19 protein-coding genes are annotated in these 15,495 nt (G+C 72.2%); 9 read left to right on the forward strand and 10 right to left on the reverse strand.

All coding sequences use genetic code 11. From position 1 onward, the window contains the following. The first annotated feature begins 41 nt into the window (after window positions 1-41). The gene (locus ACFYOB_RS31810; RefSeq protein WP_388565767.1) at window positions 42-557 is read left to right on the forward strand and encodes a DUF6542 domain-containing protein; all 516 of its coding nucleotides are present in this window, start codon (window positions 42-44) and stop codon (window positions 555-557) included. 26 nt (window positions 558-583) lie between these two features. Here the strand turns inward: ACFYOB_RS31810 and ppgK are convergent, their stop codons facing one another. Both ppgK and ACFYOB_RS31820 read right to left on the reverse strand, forming a co-directional pair. Continuing rightward, entirely contained in the window at window positions 584-1,321 is a 738-nt protein-coding gene (gene ppgK / locus ACFYOB_RS31815) for a polyphosphate--glucose phosphotransferase (RefSeq protein ID WP_388565769.1), read from the reverse strand. A 21-nt stretch (window positions 1,322-1,342) separates the two neighbouring features. Then, window positions 1,343-2,347 (reverse strand): 4-hydroxy-3-methylbut-2-enyl diphosphate reductase, encoded by a 1,005-nt coding sequence (locus ACFYOB_RS31820; RefSeq protein ID WP_388565771.1) that lies wholly within the window; start codon window positions 2,345-2,347, stop codon window positions 1,343-1,345. 95 nt (window positions 2,348-2,442) lie between these two features. Here ACFYOB_RS31820 and ACFYOB_RS31825 point away from each other — a divergent pair, with 95 nt between their 5' ends. From ACFYOB_RS31825 to ACFYOB_RS31840, 4 genes are all read left to right on the forward strand, one after another. Beyond that, the gene (locus ACFYOB_RS31825; RefSeq protein WP_388565773.1) at window positions 2,443-3,831 is read left to right on the forward strand and encodes an APC family permease; all 1,389 of its coding nucleotides are present in this window, start codon (window positions 2,443-2,445) and stop codon (window positions 3,829-3,831) included. 143 nt (window positions 3,832-3,974) lie between these two features. Further along, window positions 3,975-5,189, forward strand: coding sequence for an exodeoxyribonuclease VII large subunit (gene xseA / locus ACFYOB_RS31830; RefSeq protein ID WP_388565775.1), 1,215 nt, complete (start codon window positions 3,975-3,977; stop codon window positions 5,187-5,189). Between the two features lie 74 nt (window positions 5,190-5,263). Then, on the forward strand, window positions 5,264-5,491 hold the full coding sequence (locus tag ACFYOB_RS31835; RefSeq protein WP_388565777.1) for an exodeoxyribonuclease VII small subunit: 228 nt from the start codon (window positions 5,264-5,266) through the stop codon (window positions 5,489-5,491). A 97-nt stretch (window positions 5,492-5,588) separates the two neighbouring features. Continuing rightward, window positions 5,589-6,179: a malonic semialdehyde reductase gene (locus tag ACFYOB_RS31840; RefSeq protein ID WP_388565779.1), complete on the forward strand. Its 591-nt coding sequence runs from the start codon at window positions 5,589-5,591 to the stop codon at window positions 6,177-6,179. Between the two features lie 95 nt (window positions 6,180-6,274). Here ACFYOB_RS31840 and ACFYOB_RS31845 read toward each other — a convergent pair whose 3' ends face one another. Next, window positions 6,275-6,802, reverse strand: a complete 528-nt coding sequence (locus tag ACFYOB_RS31845; RefSeq protein WP_388565904.1) for a DUF4245 domain-containing protein — start codon at window positions 6,800-6,802, stop codon at window positions 6,275-6,277. Between the two features lie 227 nt (window positions 6,803-7,029). On the opposite strand from ACFYOB_RS31845, the gene glpX reads away from it, so the two are divergent. Beyond that, entirely contained in the window at window positions 7,030-8,061 is a 1,032-nt protein-coding gene (gene glpX / locus ACFYOB_RS31850; RefSeq protein WP_054221849.1) for a class II fructose-bisphosphatase, read from the forward strand. A gap of 281 nt (window positions 8,062-8,342) precedes the next feature. On the opposite strand, the gene ACFYOB_RS31855 is transcribed toward glpX, so the two are convergent. From ACFYOB_RS31855 to ACFYOB_RS31875, 5 genes are all read right to left on the reverse strand, one after another. Continuing rightward, window positions 8,343-8,936 (reverse strand): TetR/AcrR family transcriptional regulator, encoded by a 594-nt coding sequence (locus tag ACFYOB_RS31855; protein WP_388565783.1) that lies wholly within the window; start codon window positions 8,934-8,936, stop codon window positions 8,343-8,345. Then, complete coding sequence (locus ACFYOB_RS31860; RefSeq protein WP_388565786.1) at window positions 8,933-9,286, reverse strand: DUF1304 domain-containing protein; 354 nt, start codon at window positions 9,284-9,286, stop codon at window positions 8,933-8,935. Before ACFYOB_RS31860 ends, ACFYOB_RS31855 begins: the two co-directional genes overlap by 4 nt. Window positions 9,287-9,387: 101 nt before the next feature. Continuing rightward, the gene (locus ACFYOB_RS31865; RefSeq protein ID WP_388565907.1) at window positions 9,388-9,582 is read right to left on the reverse strand and encodes a ferredoxin; all 195 of its coding nucleotides are present in this window, start codon (window positions 9,580-9,582) and stop codon (window positions 9,388-9,390) included. Window positions 9,583-9,602: 20 nt separating this feature from the next. Further along, window positions 9,603-10,790 carry a cytochrome P450 gene (locus ACFYOB_RS31870; protein ID WP_388565788.1) on the reverse strand — a complete coding sequence of 396 codons (1,188 nt, stop codon included), beginning with the start codon at window positions 10,788-10,790 and terminating at the stop codon, window positions 9,603-9,605. 141 nt (window positions 10,791-10,931) lie between these two features. Next, entirely contained in the window at window positions 10,932-11,270 is a 339-nt protein-coding gene (locus tag ACFYOB_RS31875) for a thioredoxin family protein (protein ID WP_388565790.1), read from the reverse strand. A 106-nt stretch (window positions 11,271-11,376) separates the two neighbouring features. Here ACFYOB_RS31875 and ACFYOB_RS31880 point away from each other — a divergent pair, with 106 nt between their 5' ends. Beyond that, the gene (locus ACFYOB_RS31880) at window positions 11,377-11,646 is read left to right on the forward strand and encodes a hypothetical protein (RefSeq protein ID WP_388565792.1); all 270 of its coding nucleotides are present in this window, start codon (window positions 11,377-11,379) and stop codon (window positions 11,644-11,646) included. Window positions 11,647-11,712: 66 nt separating this feature from the next. Here the strand turns inward: ACFYOB_RS31880 and ACFYOB_RS31885 are convergent, their stop codons facing one another. Next, window positions 11,713-12,090 (reverse strand): hypothetical protein, encoded by a 378-nt coding sequence (locus ACFYOB_RS31885; protein ID WP_388565794.1) that lies wholly within the window; start codon window positions 12,088-12,090, stop codon window positions 11,713-11,715. Window positions 12,091-12,270: 180 nt separating this feature from the next. Here ACFYOB_RS31885 and ACFYOB_RS31890 point away from each other — a divergent pair, with 180 nt between their 5' ends. Together ACFYOB_RS31890 and ACFYOB_RS31895 are read left to right on the forward strand one after the other, a co-directional pair. Beyond that, window positions 12,271-12,627 carry a YciI family protein gene (locus ACFYOB_RS31890; RefSeq protein WP_388565796.1) on the forward strand — a complete coding sequence of 119 codons (357 nt, stop codon included), beginning with the start codon at window positions 12,271-12,273 and terminating at the stop codon, window positions 12,625-12,627. 58 nt (window positions 12,628-12,685) lie between these two features. Beyond that, complete coding sequence (locus ACFYOB_RS31895; protein WP_388565911.1) at window positions 12,686-13,906, forward strand: RNA polymerase sigma factor; 1,221 nt, start codon at window positions 12,686-12,688, stop codon at window positions 13,904-13,906. A 103-nt stretch (window positions 13,907-14,009) separates the two neighbouring features. Here ACFYOB_RS31895 and ACFYOB_RS31900 read toward each other — a convergent pair whose 3' ends face one another. Further along, the gene (locus ACFYOB_RS31900; protein WP_388565798.1) at window positions 14,010-15,494 is read right to left on the reverse strand and encodes a condensation domain-containing protein; all 1,485 of its coding nucleotides are present in this window, start codon (window positions 15,492-15,494) and stop codon (window positions 14,010-14,012) included. Between the last annotated feature and the right edge of the window lies 1 nt (window position 15,495).

A 15,495-nucleotide genomic window follows, 5' to 3' on the forward strand; every position in this document is an offset into this window, starting at 1 on the left:
CCCCACACGGATACCGCGCTCCCCGCGCCTAGCGTGGTGGCGTGGAGCAATACAGGACGCGACCGGCCCCTCACCCCCAGCGACCCCCGGCCCAGCGACGGGGGCCCCGGCCCGCGGCCGTGCCTGCCCAGGGCGGCGGCCGCCCCCTGCCCGCGCTGACCCGCCGGCTGCCCCAGCCCCGGCTGACCGGGCTCGGCGGCGGGCTGTTCAGTTGCGTCGCCATGATGCTGGCCGGCGGGATCTGCTGGCTGCTGTTCGACTCCTCGCTCTTCGTCTACGGGCTGCTCTTCGTGCCCGTCGCGGCCGCCACCGCCCTGTGGGTGCGCCCTGCCGACCTGATCACCGCCCCGATCACCGTCCCCATCGCCTTCGCCGCCGGGGTGTGGCCCATCTCGGGCGGCTCCGGCGGCTTCGGCGGGCAGCTGATGGGGCTGGTGTCCGCCCTGTCCCTGCACGCGGGCTGGCTGTACGCGGGGACGCTGGCCGCCGCCCTGATCGCCGTGGTGCGCAAGGCCGTCCTCATCGGCAGGCGGCGTGTGCCCCGGAGGACGGCCTGACCGCCCGGCCCTGCCCCTTCCCTTCCCTAGACCTTGGCCGCCATCGCCGCTCCCACGATCCCCGCGTTGTTCTGGAGCCTGGCCGGGACGATCTCGGCCCGGATGCCCTCGATCAGCGGCAGGAACTTCTCCGGCTTGCGGCTGACGCCGCCCCCGATGATGAAGAGGTCCGGGGAGAACAGCATCTCCACGTGCGCGAGGTACTTCGAGAGCCGGCGCGCCCAGCGCTCCCAGGTGAGGTCCCCGTCCTCCTTGGCCTTCACCGACGCCCGCGTCTCCGCGTCGTGGCCCTTCAGCTCCAGGTGCCCGAGCTCCGTGTTCGCCACCAGGCGCCCGTTCGTGAACAGGGCGCTCCCGATGCCCGTGCCCAGGGTGAGCATGATGACCGTGCCGCCGCGGCCGCGCCCGGCCCCGTACGTCATCTCCGCGACCCCCGCCGCGTCCGCGTCGTTGAGGACCGTCACCGGCAGCCCGCCCAGCTCGCGCGTGAGCAGCGCCCCCGCGTCCATGCCGACCCATCCCTTGTCGACGTTGGCCGCCGAACGGGTGATCCCGTTCGTGACCACGCCCGGGAAGGTGACCCCGACCGGGCCCGACCAGGAGAAGGCGCGGACCACCTCCGCGACGCAGCCGGCCACCCCCTCGGGGGTGGCCGGCTGTGGTGTCAGTACTTTGTGGCGCTCCTGCGCCAGATCGCCGCGGTCCAGGTCCACGGGCGCGCCTTTGATCCCTGAACCGCCGATGTCCACACCCATGATCTGCATGGACATACCGTACGAAAGGAGTTACTTGTCGGCGACCAGTTCCGCGGCTTCGGCGCGCAGGTCGCGGCGCAGCTCCTTCGGCAGCGAGAAGACGATCGATTCCTCGGCGGTCTTGACGATCTCCACGTCCGCGTAGCCGCGCGCCGCCAGCCACTCCAGGACCTCCTCGACCAGGACCTCCGGAACCGAGGCCCCCGAGGTCAGGCCGACCGTGGTGACGCCCTCCAGCCAGGCCTCGTCGATCTCGCTCGCGAAGTCGACCAGGTACGCGGCGCGCGCGCCCGCGTCCAGCGCGACCTCGACCAGGCGGATCGAGTTCGAGGAGTTCTTCGAGCCGACCACGATGACGAGGTCGGAGTCGGCGCCCATCGCCTTTACCGCGGCCTGCCGGTTCGAGGTGGCGTAGCAGATGTCGTCGCTCGGCGGCGAGACCAGCAGCGGGAACCTGGTCTTCAGCGCGTCGACCGTCTCCATCGTCTCGTCGACCGAGAGCGTGGTCTGCGACAGCCAGACGACCTTGGACTCGTCGCGCACCTCGACACCGGCGACGTCGTCCGGGCCGTCCACGATCGTGATGTGGTCCGGGGCCTCGCCGGAGGTGCCGATGACCTCCTCGTGGCCCTCGTGGCCGATGAGGAGGATGTCGAAGTCCTCGTTCGCGTACCGGATGGCTTCCTTGTGCACCTTGGTGACCAGCGGGCACGTCGCGTCGATCGTCGCGAGCTTGCCGCGCGCCGCCTCCTCGTGCACCACCGGCGCGACGCCGTGCGCGGAGAACATCACGATGGAGCCCTCGGGCACCTCCTCCGTCCGCTCGACGAAGATGGCGCCCTTCTTCTCCAGCGTCTGGACGACGTACTTGTTGTGCACGATCTCGTGCCGGACATAGACCGGCGCGCCGTACTGCTCAAGGGCTTTCTCGACGGCGATCACGGCTCGGTCCACGCCCGCGCAGTAGCCGCGGGGCGCGGCGAGCAGGACACGGCGGGAAGCGGGAGCAGGGGCGGGAGCAGTCATACGCTCCATCGTACGGGGGTCTCCAGGAGGCCGGCGGTCGGCCGTACGGCACACACTTGAGCGGAGGACCCGAACGATTGTCCCGCCCATCGCCCGGAGGACGGATGGCGTCCGCTACGGATTCCGGTACGCCGGCACCCACCGCCCTGCGGCGGAGCCTCGGCTTCCGGGACCTGGTGGTCTACGGGCTGCTCTTCATCGCTCCCATGGCCCCGGTCGGGGTCTTCGGCACCCTGGACGCGAAGTCGCACGGCGCCGTGGCCCTCGTATACCTCGTGGCGACCGTCGCCATGGCCTTCACCGCGTTCTCGTACGCCCAGATGGTGCGGGTCGCCCCGCAGGCCGGTTCGGTCTTCACCTACGCCCGCAAGGGCCTGGGCGAGGGTCCCGGCCTGATCGCCGGGTGGATGGCGATGCTCGACTACCTGCTGATCCCGGCGGTCGCGTACCTGTTCTCGGGGATCGCGATGAACGCGCTGGTTCCGGAGGTCTCCCGGTGGGTGTGGACGGCGCTGGCCGTCGGGGTCACCACGTTGCTGAACCTGTGGGGGGTACGGGCGGCCGCCCGCGTGGGCTTCGCCGTGCTGGCCATGGAGATCCTGGTGCTGCTGGTCTTCGTGGCCGCCGCGGTCACGGTCCTGGTCCGGGACGGGGCGCGGCGCGGCTGGCTCTCCCCGCTGACCGGCGACGGCTCGCTCGGTTTCTCGGCGGCGGCCGTATTGGGCGCAGTGTCGGTCGCCGTGCTCTCGTACCTGGGCTTCGACGCGATCGTCTCCTTCGCGGAGGAGGTGACGGGGGCCTCTGAGCGGGTGGCCCGGGCGGTGCTGTTCTGCCTGGCGCTGGCCGGGGTGCTGTTCTTCGTCCAGACCTACCTCGTGGCGCTCCTCGATCCCGTCACCGCGGCGGAACTGGCGGCCGATCCGGGGCAGCAGGGCCCGGCCTTCTACGACGCGGTGGAGTCCTCGGTCGGCTCGTGGCTGCACGACCTGGTGGCGGTCAGCAAGGCGGTCGGGGCGGCCTTCGCGGCGCTGGCCGGGCAGGCCGCGGCCGGGCGGCTGCTGTTCGCGATGGCCCGGGAGCGGCGGCTGCCGCGCGCGTTGGCGCGGACCTCGGACGGCACTCCGCGGCCGGCCCTGCTGGTGGCGGCCGCCATCACCCTGGTCGCGGCGGTGTGGGCGGCTCGGCGCGACGACGGGCTCGACCAGCTGGTGTCCGTCGTCGACGTCGGGGCGCTGGTGGCCTTCACGCTGCTGCACGCCTCGGTGGTGGGCTGGTTCGTCGTCCGGCGCCGGGAGGGCCCGCCGAACCTGTGGAAGCACCTGGTGGCCCCGGTGCTGGGCGCGGCGGTGACCGTCGCGGTGATCGTCGAGGCCTCCTGGACGGCGCAGCTGGTGGGTACGGTGTGGCTGGCGGCGGGGCTGTGCCTGCTCTTCGCCCAGCGCGGGCGGCGCGGCGAGGGCGCCCCTGCGGACCGGACCGGACGACCGGCCTGACGACCGGCGTTGATGACCGGCCCTGTACCGGCCTGACGACCGGCCTGACGACCGGCCTGACGACCGCCACCGACGGCCGTCGGGATCCCGACACCCGCGGCGGAGCCTGAGACGCTGTCAGCGACGCCCGTTAGCCTGCGTGCATGGGACTCAATACGTCGGCCGAGGCGCCGCTGCCGGTAGGGCAGGTGTCCCGGCTCATCGGGGGCTGGATCGAGCGGCTCGGCCAGGTGTGGGTGGAGGGGCAGATCACGCAGCTCTCGCGGCGGCCGGGAGCGGGGGTGGTCTTCCTGACGCTGCGCGACCCCTCGCACGACATCTCGGTCAGCGTGACCTGCTTCCGCCAGGTCTACGACGAGGTCGCGGACGTCGTCTCGGAGGGCGCGCGGGTCGTCCTGCTGGCCAAGCCCGAGTGGTACGCCCCGCGCGGGCAGCTGTCCCTGCGGGCCACGGAGATACGGCCGGTCGGCATCGGGGAGCTGCTGGCCCGGCTGGAGCGGCTCAAGCGGTCCCTCGCCTCGGAGGGGCTGTTCGCGCTGGACCGCAAGAAGCCGCTGCCCTTCCTTCCGCAGCTGATCGGGCTGGTGGTCGGGCGGGCTTCGGCGGCCGAGCGCGACGTGCTGGAGAACGCCCGGCGCCGCTGGCCGGCGGTCCGCTTCGAGGTGCGCAACGTCGCCGTCCAGGGGGTCCACGCGGTGCCCCAGGTGATCCAGGCGGTCAAGGAGCTCGACGACCTCGACGAGGTCGACGTGATCATCGTGGCGCGCGGCGGCGGCAGCGTGGAGGACCTGCTGCCCTTCTCCGACGAGGAGGTCGTACGGGCGGTCGCGGCGGCCCGTACCCCGGTCGTCTCGGCGATCGGCCACGAGCCGGACTCGCCGCTGCTCGACCTGGTCGCGGACCTGCGGGCCTCCACGCCCACGGACGCCGCGAAGAAGGTGGTCCCGGACGTGGGCGAGGAGCTGGAGCGCGTACGCCAGCTCCAGGCCCGGGGGCTGCGCGCGGTGAGCGGGCTGCTCGACCGGGAGGAGCGCGGCCTCGCGCACGCCCTCGCCCGGCCGGTCTTCGTCCACCCGCAGCGGATGGTGGAGACCCGCGAGGACGAGCTGGAGGCGCTGCTGGCGCGCGGCCGGCGGACGCTCGGGCATCTGCTGGACCGGGCCGACTCGGAGCTCGCGCACACCCTGGCCCGGGTGGTGGCGCTGTCCCCGGCCGCGACCCTGGAACGGGGCTATGCCGTCCTGCAGCGGGCGGACGGGCACGTGGTGCGTTCGCCCGAGGAGGTCTCGGCGGACGAGGTGCTGCGCGCGCGGGTCGCGGAAGGTGAGTTCTCGGTACGGGTGGTCGCGTCCGAGTAGCCCGCGGAAGGCCGCAGACGCGACACACCACCGCAATCAACACGTCGCACTACACACATAGGTTGGATGAGGGAATGGCAGAGGCCGAGACGGCGCTGGGGTACGAGCAGGCGCGTGACGAGCTCATCGAGGTCGTCCGCAAGCTGGAAGCGGGCGGGACGTCCCTGGAGGACTCCCTCGCGCTCTGGGAGCGCGGCGAGGAGCTGGCGAAGGTGTGCCGGCACTGGCTGGAGGGGGCGAGGGCCCGGCTGGACTCGGCGCTCGCGGCGCGGGACTCGGCCGATTCGGCCGACAGGGAGTGATGCCGGTCACGGGCAGGGGCATTTAGTTGAATGTTCACCTACTTTCGCCGTAGAGTCTGGGACATCGCTTCACCCCCGTATGGAAGAAGGCTTTCCGATGTCTCTCGTTCTTGACTCCGCCGCGCAGGACCTGCTGTTCCGCGAGGCCCGCACGGCCAACTCGTTCTCCGACGAGCCGGTCACCGAGGAGCAGGTCCAGGCGATATACGACCTGGTGAAGTACGGCCCCACCGCCTTCAACCAGACCCCGCTGCGCATCACCCTGGTCCGCTCCCCCGAGGCCCGCGAGCGCCTGGTGAAGCACCTGGCCGAGGGCAACCAGGCCAAGACCGCCGCCGCCCCGCTGGTCGCGATCCTCTCCGCGGACAACGAGTTCCACGAGGAGCTCCCGCAGCTGCTGCCGCACTTCCCGCAGGCCAAGGACATGTTCTTCGCCGAGCGCCCGGTCCGTGAGCAGTCCGCCCTGCTCAACGCCGCGCTGCAGGCCGCGTACTTCATCGTCGGCGTCCGCGCCGCCGGCCTGGCCGCGGGCCCGATGACCGGCGCCGACTTCTCCGGCATCCAGAAGGAGTTCCTGGACGCCGACCACACCCCGCTGATGATCGTCAACATCGGCAAGCCGGGCGAGGACGCCTGGTTCCCGCGCTCCCCGCGCCTGGAGTTCGACGAGGTCGTCACCACCGTCTGAGCCGAGCGGGCCGGCCGAGCCGGCCCGGCACAGCGAAACGGCCGCGCCCCCCGGACACCGGGGGGCGCGGCCGTTCTCACGTACCGCCGAAGGGGCTACTGACCCTGCTGGCCCTGCTTGAACTCCAGCGCCGCCGCCATGGCGCCGAGCTGGTCGAAGGAGGCCGTCCCGGTGACCACCGTGACGTGACCCTGCTCCTGCTTCACGAGGGCGTCGTACTTCTCGCCCTCCCAGCGCTCCCACGCCGCGTCGCCGACCTGCTGGGTCTGCCCGGTGGACTTCGCCTGCTGGGTGATCTTGCCGAGGTTCTTGCCGGAGGTGTCCGTGGACTGCTCCACCGCCACGTACTGCTTGCCCGGGTCGAGGAAGCCCAGGTGCCAGGCGTTGGCGTTCTTGCGCTGGTACGACACCGAGGTCGCCCGCCACTCCGCCGGGAGCCCCACGGGGGCTGCCACGGGGTACGGGGCGGCGCGCCGGGCCGTGAGCGTCTCCACCCGGTAGTCGACCGTGTGCGTCGGATCGGCGTTCTCGTCATGCGGGATGAAGAGATAGATCCCCGCGACCACGACGCCGATCAATGCCAGCGACCGGACCATGTCCCAGATCGTCTGCTTGCCTTTCATACCTGCCACGGCACCATCGTCCCGCATCGCCGGGAGCGATCTCCGCCGGGGGTGGGGCCCGGGCGGCGGCACGGGGCGCCCGCCGGGGCGCAAGATGTCCGCTCAGGCCAATCGGCTGACCGATATTCCGCTCATACGTGACCCGCCCTGCTCAATATGTCGACGTACCGATAGAGTTCCAGTCACCCTCACATCCCGGCCGTCGTCGTACAGAAAGGTGCGCTCCGATGACCGAGCACAACCTGCCGCCCCAGCTCGAAGTCTCTCCCGAGGCCCCCGACCGCAACCTCGCCCTGGAACTCGTCCGGGTGACCGAGGCCGCCGCCATGGCCGCGGGCCGGTGGGTCGGACGCGGCGACAAGCTCGGCGCCGACGGCGCCGCGGTCAACGCGATGCGGACCCTGATCTCCACCGTCTCGATGAACGGCGTCGTCGTCATCGGCGAGGGCGAGAAGGACGAAGCGCCCATGCTCTTCAACGGCGAGCGGGTCGGCGACGGCACCGGCGCCGAGGTCGACATCGCCGTGGACCCGATCGACGGCACCACCCTGAACGCCAAGGGCATGCCGAACGCCATCGCCGTGCTCGCCGCCGCCGACCGCGGCACCATGTTCGACCCGTCCGCGGTCTTTTACATGGAGAAGCTCGTCACCGGCCCCGAGGCCGCCGACTTCGTCGACATCAACGCCCCCGTCTCGGTCAACATCCGGCGCGTCGCCAAGGCCAAGAACATGGCCGTCGAGGACGTCACCGTGGTCATCCTGGACCGCCCCCGCCACGAGGGCATCGTCAAGGAGATCCGCGAGACCGGCGCCCGGATCAAGTTCATCTCGGACGGCGACGTCGCCGGGTCGGTCATGGCCGTGCGCGAGGGGACCGGCGTCGACCTGCTCCTGGGCATCGGCGGCACCCCCGAGGGCATCATCTCGGCCTGCGCCATCAAGTGCCTCGGCGGCACGATCCAGGGCAAGCTGTGGCCGAAGGACGAGGCCGAGCGCCAGAAGGCCATCGACGCGGGCCACGACCTGGACCGCGTGCTGCACACGAACGACCTGGTGTCCGGCGAGAACGTCTTCTTCGTCGCCACCGGCATCACGGACGGCGAGCTCCTGCGCGGCGTCCACTACCGCTCGGAGACCGCGACCACGTCCTCGCTGGTCATGCGCTCGAAGTCGGGCACGATCCGGCAGATCGACTCGACGCACCGCCTGTCGAAGCTGCGCGCGTACAGCGCGATCGACTTCGACCGCGCCCAGTAGGCGCACAGGCGGGCACAGCGAGAGGGGCGGTCACCGTGTGCGGCGGTGACCGCCCCCTGCCGTGTCCTGTACCTCGCTACGGGGCTGCGCGCTCCCGGCGTACGCGGCGGACAGGCCCTAAGGGCTGTCCCGTAATCCCCGGCGGGCGCACGACGCCGGCTACGGCACCTCGCCGCGTTGTCGGAACGCCCGAATACGCCCAGTATGGGGGCGCCCCTCCGCCTTGCGATGCACCGCATCCGACGCCGTGCGCTGACCCACCGGGGATTACGGGACAGCCCTTAGACCGCGCGGTGGAGGGCCAGGAGCAGCCGCCACAGGTGGTCCGCCAGCGCGGCCGGATCCGCCGGGACGGCGCCGTGCAGCCAGTCCGCCAGGACGCCTGTGAAGGTGGCGGCCACCGCCGACGCGACGAGATCGGAGTGCGGGGCGCCCGCCGCCGTGCGCTCGGCGTGCGCGCGGGCGCGCAGCTCCCGGTGGAGGCGGTCGCCGAGCGGGCCGCCGCCGCCCGGGAGGAGCAGCGTTCGGTAAAGAGGTGCGCGGTCCGCCGCGTCCGCCAGGAACGCGGCCAGCGCGGCGGGAGGCCGCGCCGGGGGAAGCGACCCGGGGCCCGTCTGCCAGGTGTGCAGGGCGTCGACCGCCGCGTGCACCACATCCGCGCAGGCGTCCACGGCGAGCGCGGTGAGGTCCTCGTAATGGAGGTAGAACGTGGCGCGGCCGACCTGCGCCCCGCGGACCACGGCCGAGACGCTGACCTCGGCGAGCGGCTTGTCCGCGCACTCGGCGAGCAGGCTCTCGCGCAGCCGTGCCTTCGTCCTGGCCGTGCGCGGGTCCGGCGCGCGCGAGGCCGGCTCGCGCGGCTCCTGGGGGCTCACGCGGCAAGCAGCGCCGCGCCGAGGGCGAGAGCCGCGGGCAGGGCCTGCGCGAAGAGGATCCGGCGGTTGGCGGTCGCGGCCCCGTACACCCCGGCGACGATCACGCAGACGAGGAAGAAGACCTGCGTGGCCAGCGAGTCGGTGACGAGCGCCCAGACCAGCCCGGCGGCCAGGAACCCGTTGTAGAGGCCCTGATTGGCGGCGAGCGGTGCGGTGAGCCGGGCGGTTTCCGCATCGAAGCCGTGCAGCGCGCGTCCCGGCGGCCGCTGCCACAGGAACATCTCCAGGACCAGGAAGTACACGTGCAGTGCGGCCACGAGGCCGGTCAATATCTGAGCGACCGTGTGCATGGCCGCCTCCACTTCTCAAGGCTTCTCAAGGGACTGGATTTCCTGGACAACTGTACAGGAAATCCAGTCCCCGATGTCCTGCGCAGCCACCCCCGGCCGGGTCAGTCCTCCCGGACGGAGATGGCCGAGACCGGGCAGGCCCGGGCGGCCTCCCGGACCAGCGCGCTCCCGGCGCCGTCCGCGCGGCCCGGGAGCAGCTCGCTGAAGCCGTCGTCGTCCTGGGTGAACACCCCGGGCGCGGTCAGTGCGCACTGGCCCGCGCCGATGCAGACGCCGGTGTCGATGTCGATGTGCAGCCGCCGGTCCGACACGGCCCTCACCACGCCACGGGGAGTTCGACCATCCCCTGGATGGTGTCGCCGGGCTTGAAGGGGATCCGGTCGGGCTCGGCCGCCAGCCGCAGTCCGGGCAGCCGCTCGAAGAGGGTGCCCAGCGCGATCTCCATCTCCGCACGGGCCAGGTTCTGGCCCAGGCACTGGTGGATGCCGAAGCCGAAGGCCAGGTGGTGGCGGGTGGGCCGGTGCCAGTCCAGCGCGTCCGGTTCCTCGAAGACGGAGTCGTCGCGGTTGATGACGGAAGTGGAGAAGACGACCCCGTCGTCGGCGCGCACCGTCACCCCGCCGACGGCGATGTCCTCGGTCGCCACCCGCAGCATCCCGTCGGCGATCGACAGGAACCGCATCAGCTCCTCCACGGCCGAGGAGATGAGCGTCGGGTCGGCCCGCAGTTCGGCCAGCTGCTCCGGGTGGCGCAGCAGGGTGAACGTACCGAGCGAGATCATGTTGGCGGTCGTCTCGTGCCCCGCCACCAGCAGGATCACGGCGAGGGCGACCAGCTCCTCGACGTCGATCTCGCCCGTCTCCAGGCGCTGTGCGATGAGCTCGTCGAGCAGCCCGTCGCCGGGCTCCCGGCGCTTGCGCTCGATGAGGCCGACGAGATAGTCGTCCAGCCGACGGCGGGCGTCCTCCACGTCGGCCGGCTCCGGGCCGCGCAGCAGCCGCCGCGACTGTCCCTCGAAGAACTCGTGGTCCTCGTACGGGATCCCGAGCAGGGCGCAGATCACCATCGACGGCACCGGCAGGGCGAAGTCACCCACCAGTTCGGCCCGCGGGCCGGCCGCCACCATCTCGTCGATGAGCCGGTCCACGGTCTGCTGGATCCGCGGCCGCAGGGCGGCCGTCCGCTTCAGGGTGAAGCTGGGGATCAGCATCCGGCGCTGGACGTTGTGCTCGGGGTCGTCGACCCCGAGCAGTGCGGCGCGCCGGTTCTGCAGCCCCTTGAACCGCCTGGTCGGCGCCGGGAAGGCCGCGTTGCGGCGGTCGGCGGAGAGCCGGCCGTCGGCGAGCAGGGCACGCGCCTCGGCGTGCCCGGTGACCACCCATACGGAGCGGCCGTCGAAGAGGGTGACGCGGGAGAGCGGCCGGCTCTCCCGCAGGGGTTCGTAAGCGGCCGGTGGGTGGTAGGGGCAGGTTCGGTCCTGAGGGAAGGCAACTGTCTCTGACATGGAGCACCTCGCAAGCGATGGTTCCGTCTCGCCGGACTCCATTACATGCCTGAGGCACCTATCCCACCTATGCCACTTTCGGCCAGATCACCCGAGTTCGCCCACAGGGCCCAACCGGCGGCCCGGCCCCCAGGGGCGGCCTCAGAGGTGGGCGTCCAGGAACGCCCGGAACTCCTCGCGCGTCATGGGTCCGGCCTGGCTCGCCACCGCCTCACCGTCCTTGATGAGCACGGCGGTCGGCGCGCCGGTCACGCCGTAACGCCTGGTCGGCCCGGGGCAGCGGGTCATGTCGGTGCGGACGGCGGTCAGCCGCGCCCCGTACTCCTCGGACAGCTCGCCGACGAGCGCGTCCATCGCCCGGCACGCCTCCAGGGCTTTCGGCCAGGTTCCGCAGAAATAGGCGAGAACCGGCCCCGGCGCCATGGAGAGGATGAAATCGAACTCCTGGTTCTCCAGTGGCTGGTGTACCCGACGTGCCATGCGTGCCGCTCCTCGCTCCCACGCCTCCCGCGACCGGGAGGCGGCACCCATCATCGCCGCTGCACGCGGCGGACGATTGTCAGTGGTGCCTGTGAAGCTTGGAGGCATGGACGACAGGATGCTCCGGCGCCGGGTCTACGGCGCCGACCACGACGACCCCGACCCCGGCCCCCGCCCCGGCCACGTCTACGGCGAACTCGTGGGCGGCCCCCTGGACGGGCTCCTCCTCGACGTCACCGGCTGGAGCCCCCCGCAGCTCGCGGAGGAGGCCCGACTGGCCACGGAGATAGGGCGCTACGGGGCGGGCGGGCGCGCCCACTACCGCCGCCGGGCGGGCGATCCGGGGCGCTGGGACTGGACGGGCGACAGCCGCTGACCGGATCCGGGCCGGTCAGGGGGGCGGGACCGGGGGTCCAGGGCCGGGGGTCGACGGGGTGGCCGGTCAGCGGGCCGCGGCGCCGCGGCTCACCTTCCGGGCCCACAGCACCAGCGGCACCTGGAGCGGCAGCCGGCCGAGCGCCACGGCGCGCACGGCGGAGGAGCTGTGGCGCGCGTCGGCGGCCATCTTGACGTTCGCCGGGAACACGCCGACGAAGAAGGCGGCCGCGGCCATCGCGGCCGCCTTGCGGGTCCGCGGATGGGCGACCCCGGCGGCGAGTGCGAGCTCGGCCACCCCGCTCGCGTACGTCCACCCGCGCGGGCTGCCCGGCAGCGAGCGCGGGACGATCGCGTCGAACTTCTCGGGCACGGCAGCGTGCGCGACCGCCGCCCCGGCCAGGAGACCGGCGAGCAGGAGCGGCGAGGAAGGCGTGCGCGGCATGGGGGGACCTTTCGGAAGCGGCCGGGGCCGCGATCCTACTCACGAGTAGGGGCGCGCCGGATCGCCCCTCCGGAAAATTCTCCGAAGAATCTTCGAGGAGCTGTCGATCCGGGCGCCTCCCGTTCGACGCAGGGGTGAGAGGCGGGGAGAGCCCCCGCCGCTTCCGACCGAGGAGTCACCATGCCGCGCTTCCTGACGATGATCCGCATCAACGAGCAGGACCTGCCCCCCGAGAAGTTCCCGCCGGAGTTCGAGCAGCGCATGGGCGCCCTGTTCGAGGAGATCACCAAGGCCGGGGTCATGCTGGACACCGCCGGCCTGCTCCCCACCGCCGAAGGGACCCGGCTCAGCTGGTCCGGCGGAAAGATCAGCTACACCGACGGCCCCTTCACGGAGACCAAGGAGGTCGTCGGCGGCTACTCCCTGACCCAGTGCAAGGACAAGGCCGAGGCCATCGAGTGGACGAAGAGGTTCCTGGAGATCCACCCGGCGGAGTGGAACGTGAGCGCCGAGGTCAGGGAGATCCAGGAGATGTGATCCGCGCCGCGTTTGCCCTGCCACGTCACGGCTGCTCTGATGGGTGGCCGTGACGGCAGTGAGTACGGCCCAGGCGGTCGAAGCGGTGTTCCGGATCGAGTCCGCGCGCATCATCGCGGGCGTGGCCCGGATCGTGCGGGACGTCGGCATCGCCGAGGAACTCGCGCAGGACGCCCTCGTCGCCGCACTCGAACAGTGGCCGCAGTCCGGCGTCCCGGACCGGCCGGGCGCCTGGCTCATGGCCACCGCCAAGCACCGCGCGGTCGACCTCGTGCGCCGCAAGGAGACGTACGCGCGCAAACTCGCCGAGGTCGGCCGGAGCCTGGAGGACGTACCCGCCCCAGGCGAACCGGCCGACCCCGACGACATCGACGACGACCTGCTGCGGCTGATCTTCACCGCCTGCCATCCGGTGCTCGCGACCGAGGCCCGGATCGCACTCACCCTGCGCCTGATGGGCGGGCTGACGACCCAGGAGATCGCCCGCGCCTTCCTCGCCTCCGAGTCCACCGTCGCCCAGCGCATCGTCCGGGCGAAGCGGACGCTCGCCACCGCCGGCGTGCCCTTCGAAGTCCCGTACGGAGCCGACCGCGAGGCACGGCTCACCTCGGTCCTGGAGGTCATCTACCTCGTCTTCAACGAGGGCTACTCGGCCACCGCCGGCGAGGACCTCGTCCGCCCCGCCCTGTGCGAGGACGCCCTGCGGCTGGCCCGCGTCCTTTCGGCCCTGATGCCCAAGGAGCCCGAGGTGCACGGCCTGGCCGCGCTGCTGGAGTTCCAGGCGTCCCGCATGGCCACCCGTACCGGACCCGAGGGGGAACCGGTCCTGCTCGCCGACCAGAACCGGGCCCGGTGGAACCGGATGCTCATCCACCGGGGCATCGAGGCCATGCGCCACGCGGGCAGCGGCCCGTACTCCGTGCAGGCCGCGATCGCGGGCTGCCACGCGGCGGCCGTCCGCTACGAGGACACCGACTGGCCGACGATCGCCGCCCTGTACGGGAGGCTCGTCACGCTCGTCCCGTCCCCGGTGGTGGAGCTCAACCGGGCGGTGGCCGTGTCGATGGCCCAGGGACCGGAGGCGGCGCTGCCGCTGGTCGACGCGCTGGCGCAGGAACCGGGCCTGCGCGCCTACCACCTGCTGCCGAGCGTGCGGGGAGACCTGCTGGAGCGCCTCGGCCGGCCGGCGGAGGCCCGCGCGGAGTTCGAGCGGGCTGCCTCGCTCACCCGCAACGCGCGGGAGCGCGCCCTGCTCCGCAGCCGCGCGGCCCGCCTCTGACCGCGGATCCGCCTCGCCTCGGTCCTCGGCCCTGTTGAGCCCGCCGGCCCGATCCGGCGCCGACCGCGGCGCGCGACCGGCCCCCCGGGGCCGGGCCCGCAGTTCAGCCGTGCCGGGCGAACGCGGCCACGTCGAGCGGCGACCCCACGGGCCGGCGCTGCGGGGTCAGCGCGACGGGCCGGCGGAACCCGCCCGAGCGGGCGATCTCCTGGACCGTCAGGCGCAGCGCCTCCTGGAGGTCGCCCATGGTGCGGCGGGCCGCGACGGTGTCCACGTACAGGGAGTTCATGTGCATTCCGTCGGCGTCCCGCTGGAACCACGAGCAGGCCCCGTTGGCCCGCGCCGACCACACGTGGGTGGCGGGCCGCCACTCGTCGTGGCGGTCGGCGCCCCGGCACTTGCGCATGTCGATGTACGAGAAGAAGTTCACCGGGTACGGCCACGAGCGGGCGGCGAACTCCTCGGGCGCCAGCAGCTCCCACGCGCGGACGAACGGCACGTCGATATGGCCGATCATTTCGGTGAATCCGGCTCGCACCGCGGCCATGACCTGCGCGAAGTCCCGGCCGGGGGAGGCGTCGAACTCGATGGGCATGGTGTTGACGAACCAGCCCACCGAGTCCGCCCAGCCTTCCCGGCCGCGCTCGCTGACCGGCATCAGGCCCCGGTAGACGCCGGGACCGCCCGCCTCGCGCAGGCACACCGCGACCGCGGCGAGGACCCCCATGAACGGCTTGCCGCCGACCGCCAGGCAGGTCTTCTCGAACACCTCCGCCTCGCCCGCGTCCAGCAGCACGGAGGCCTCGTTGACGATCGGGTACATCCGGCCCTGTTCCACCCCGAGGTCGAGCGGGAAGCGGGGGAAGAACTCGCCGCCGCGCGCGATGAACTCCTTCCAGTGGCCCAGGCGTTCGTCGCCGGCGTCGATGGAGAGGTAGCGGCGCCGCTGCTCGTCGGCGAAGTCGAGGTAGCTGGGGGCGACCGGCGGCAGCCCGCTGTCCTCCCCGCGGCACAGGGCCTCGTAGGAGGTCAGTACCTCGTGGACGACGATCGGCATCGACATGCCGTCGCACACGATGTGGTCGAAGGCGAGATAGACCGTCGCGGAATCCTCGCGCAGGACCGCGCCCATGGTGAACAGCGGCCAGGACAGAGTGTCGATGCTCCGCTTGAACCGCTCGACGAGGAAGTCCCGCAGCAGCTCGGAGGTCTCGAAGGCGCCCACGGGCTCTGCATCCAGGGCGAGTTCGGCGGGGTCGAAGGGCTCACAGGCCAGTTCCCCGGCCAGCCTGCGGAACGCACACCTGAGCACCTCGTGCCGCTGGACGAAGGCCAGTAGGGCGCGGGCCAGGGCCGGTTCGTCCAGCCTTCCGGCCACTTCGAAGGTGACCGCGATCCACGACGCGACGGGGTCGTCGGCGGCCCGGCTCTCCTCGGCGACGGTGAAGTGCTTGTCCTGGTTGAAGGACGCCTTCCTGCCCGCCGCGTCATCCGGGCCGTCGCTGTCCGCCGCCGCCGTGGACCGCAACCGCCACTCGACCACCCGACCGGGTGCCACCTGGTGCATTTCCAGAGGAAATTGCCGCATA

Origin of the sequence: Streptomyces sp. NPDC006463, assembly GCF_042870715.1 — a bacterium.
Taxonomy (GTDB): domain Bacteria; phylum Actinomycetota; class Actinomycetes; order Streptomycetales; family Streptomycetaceae; genus Streptomyces.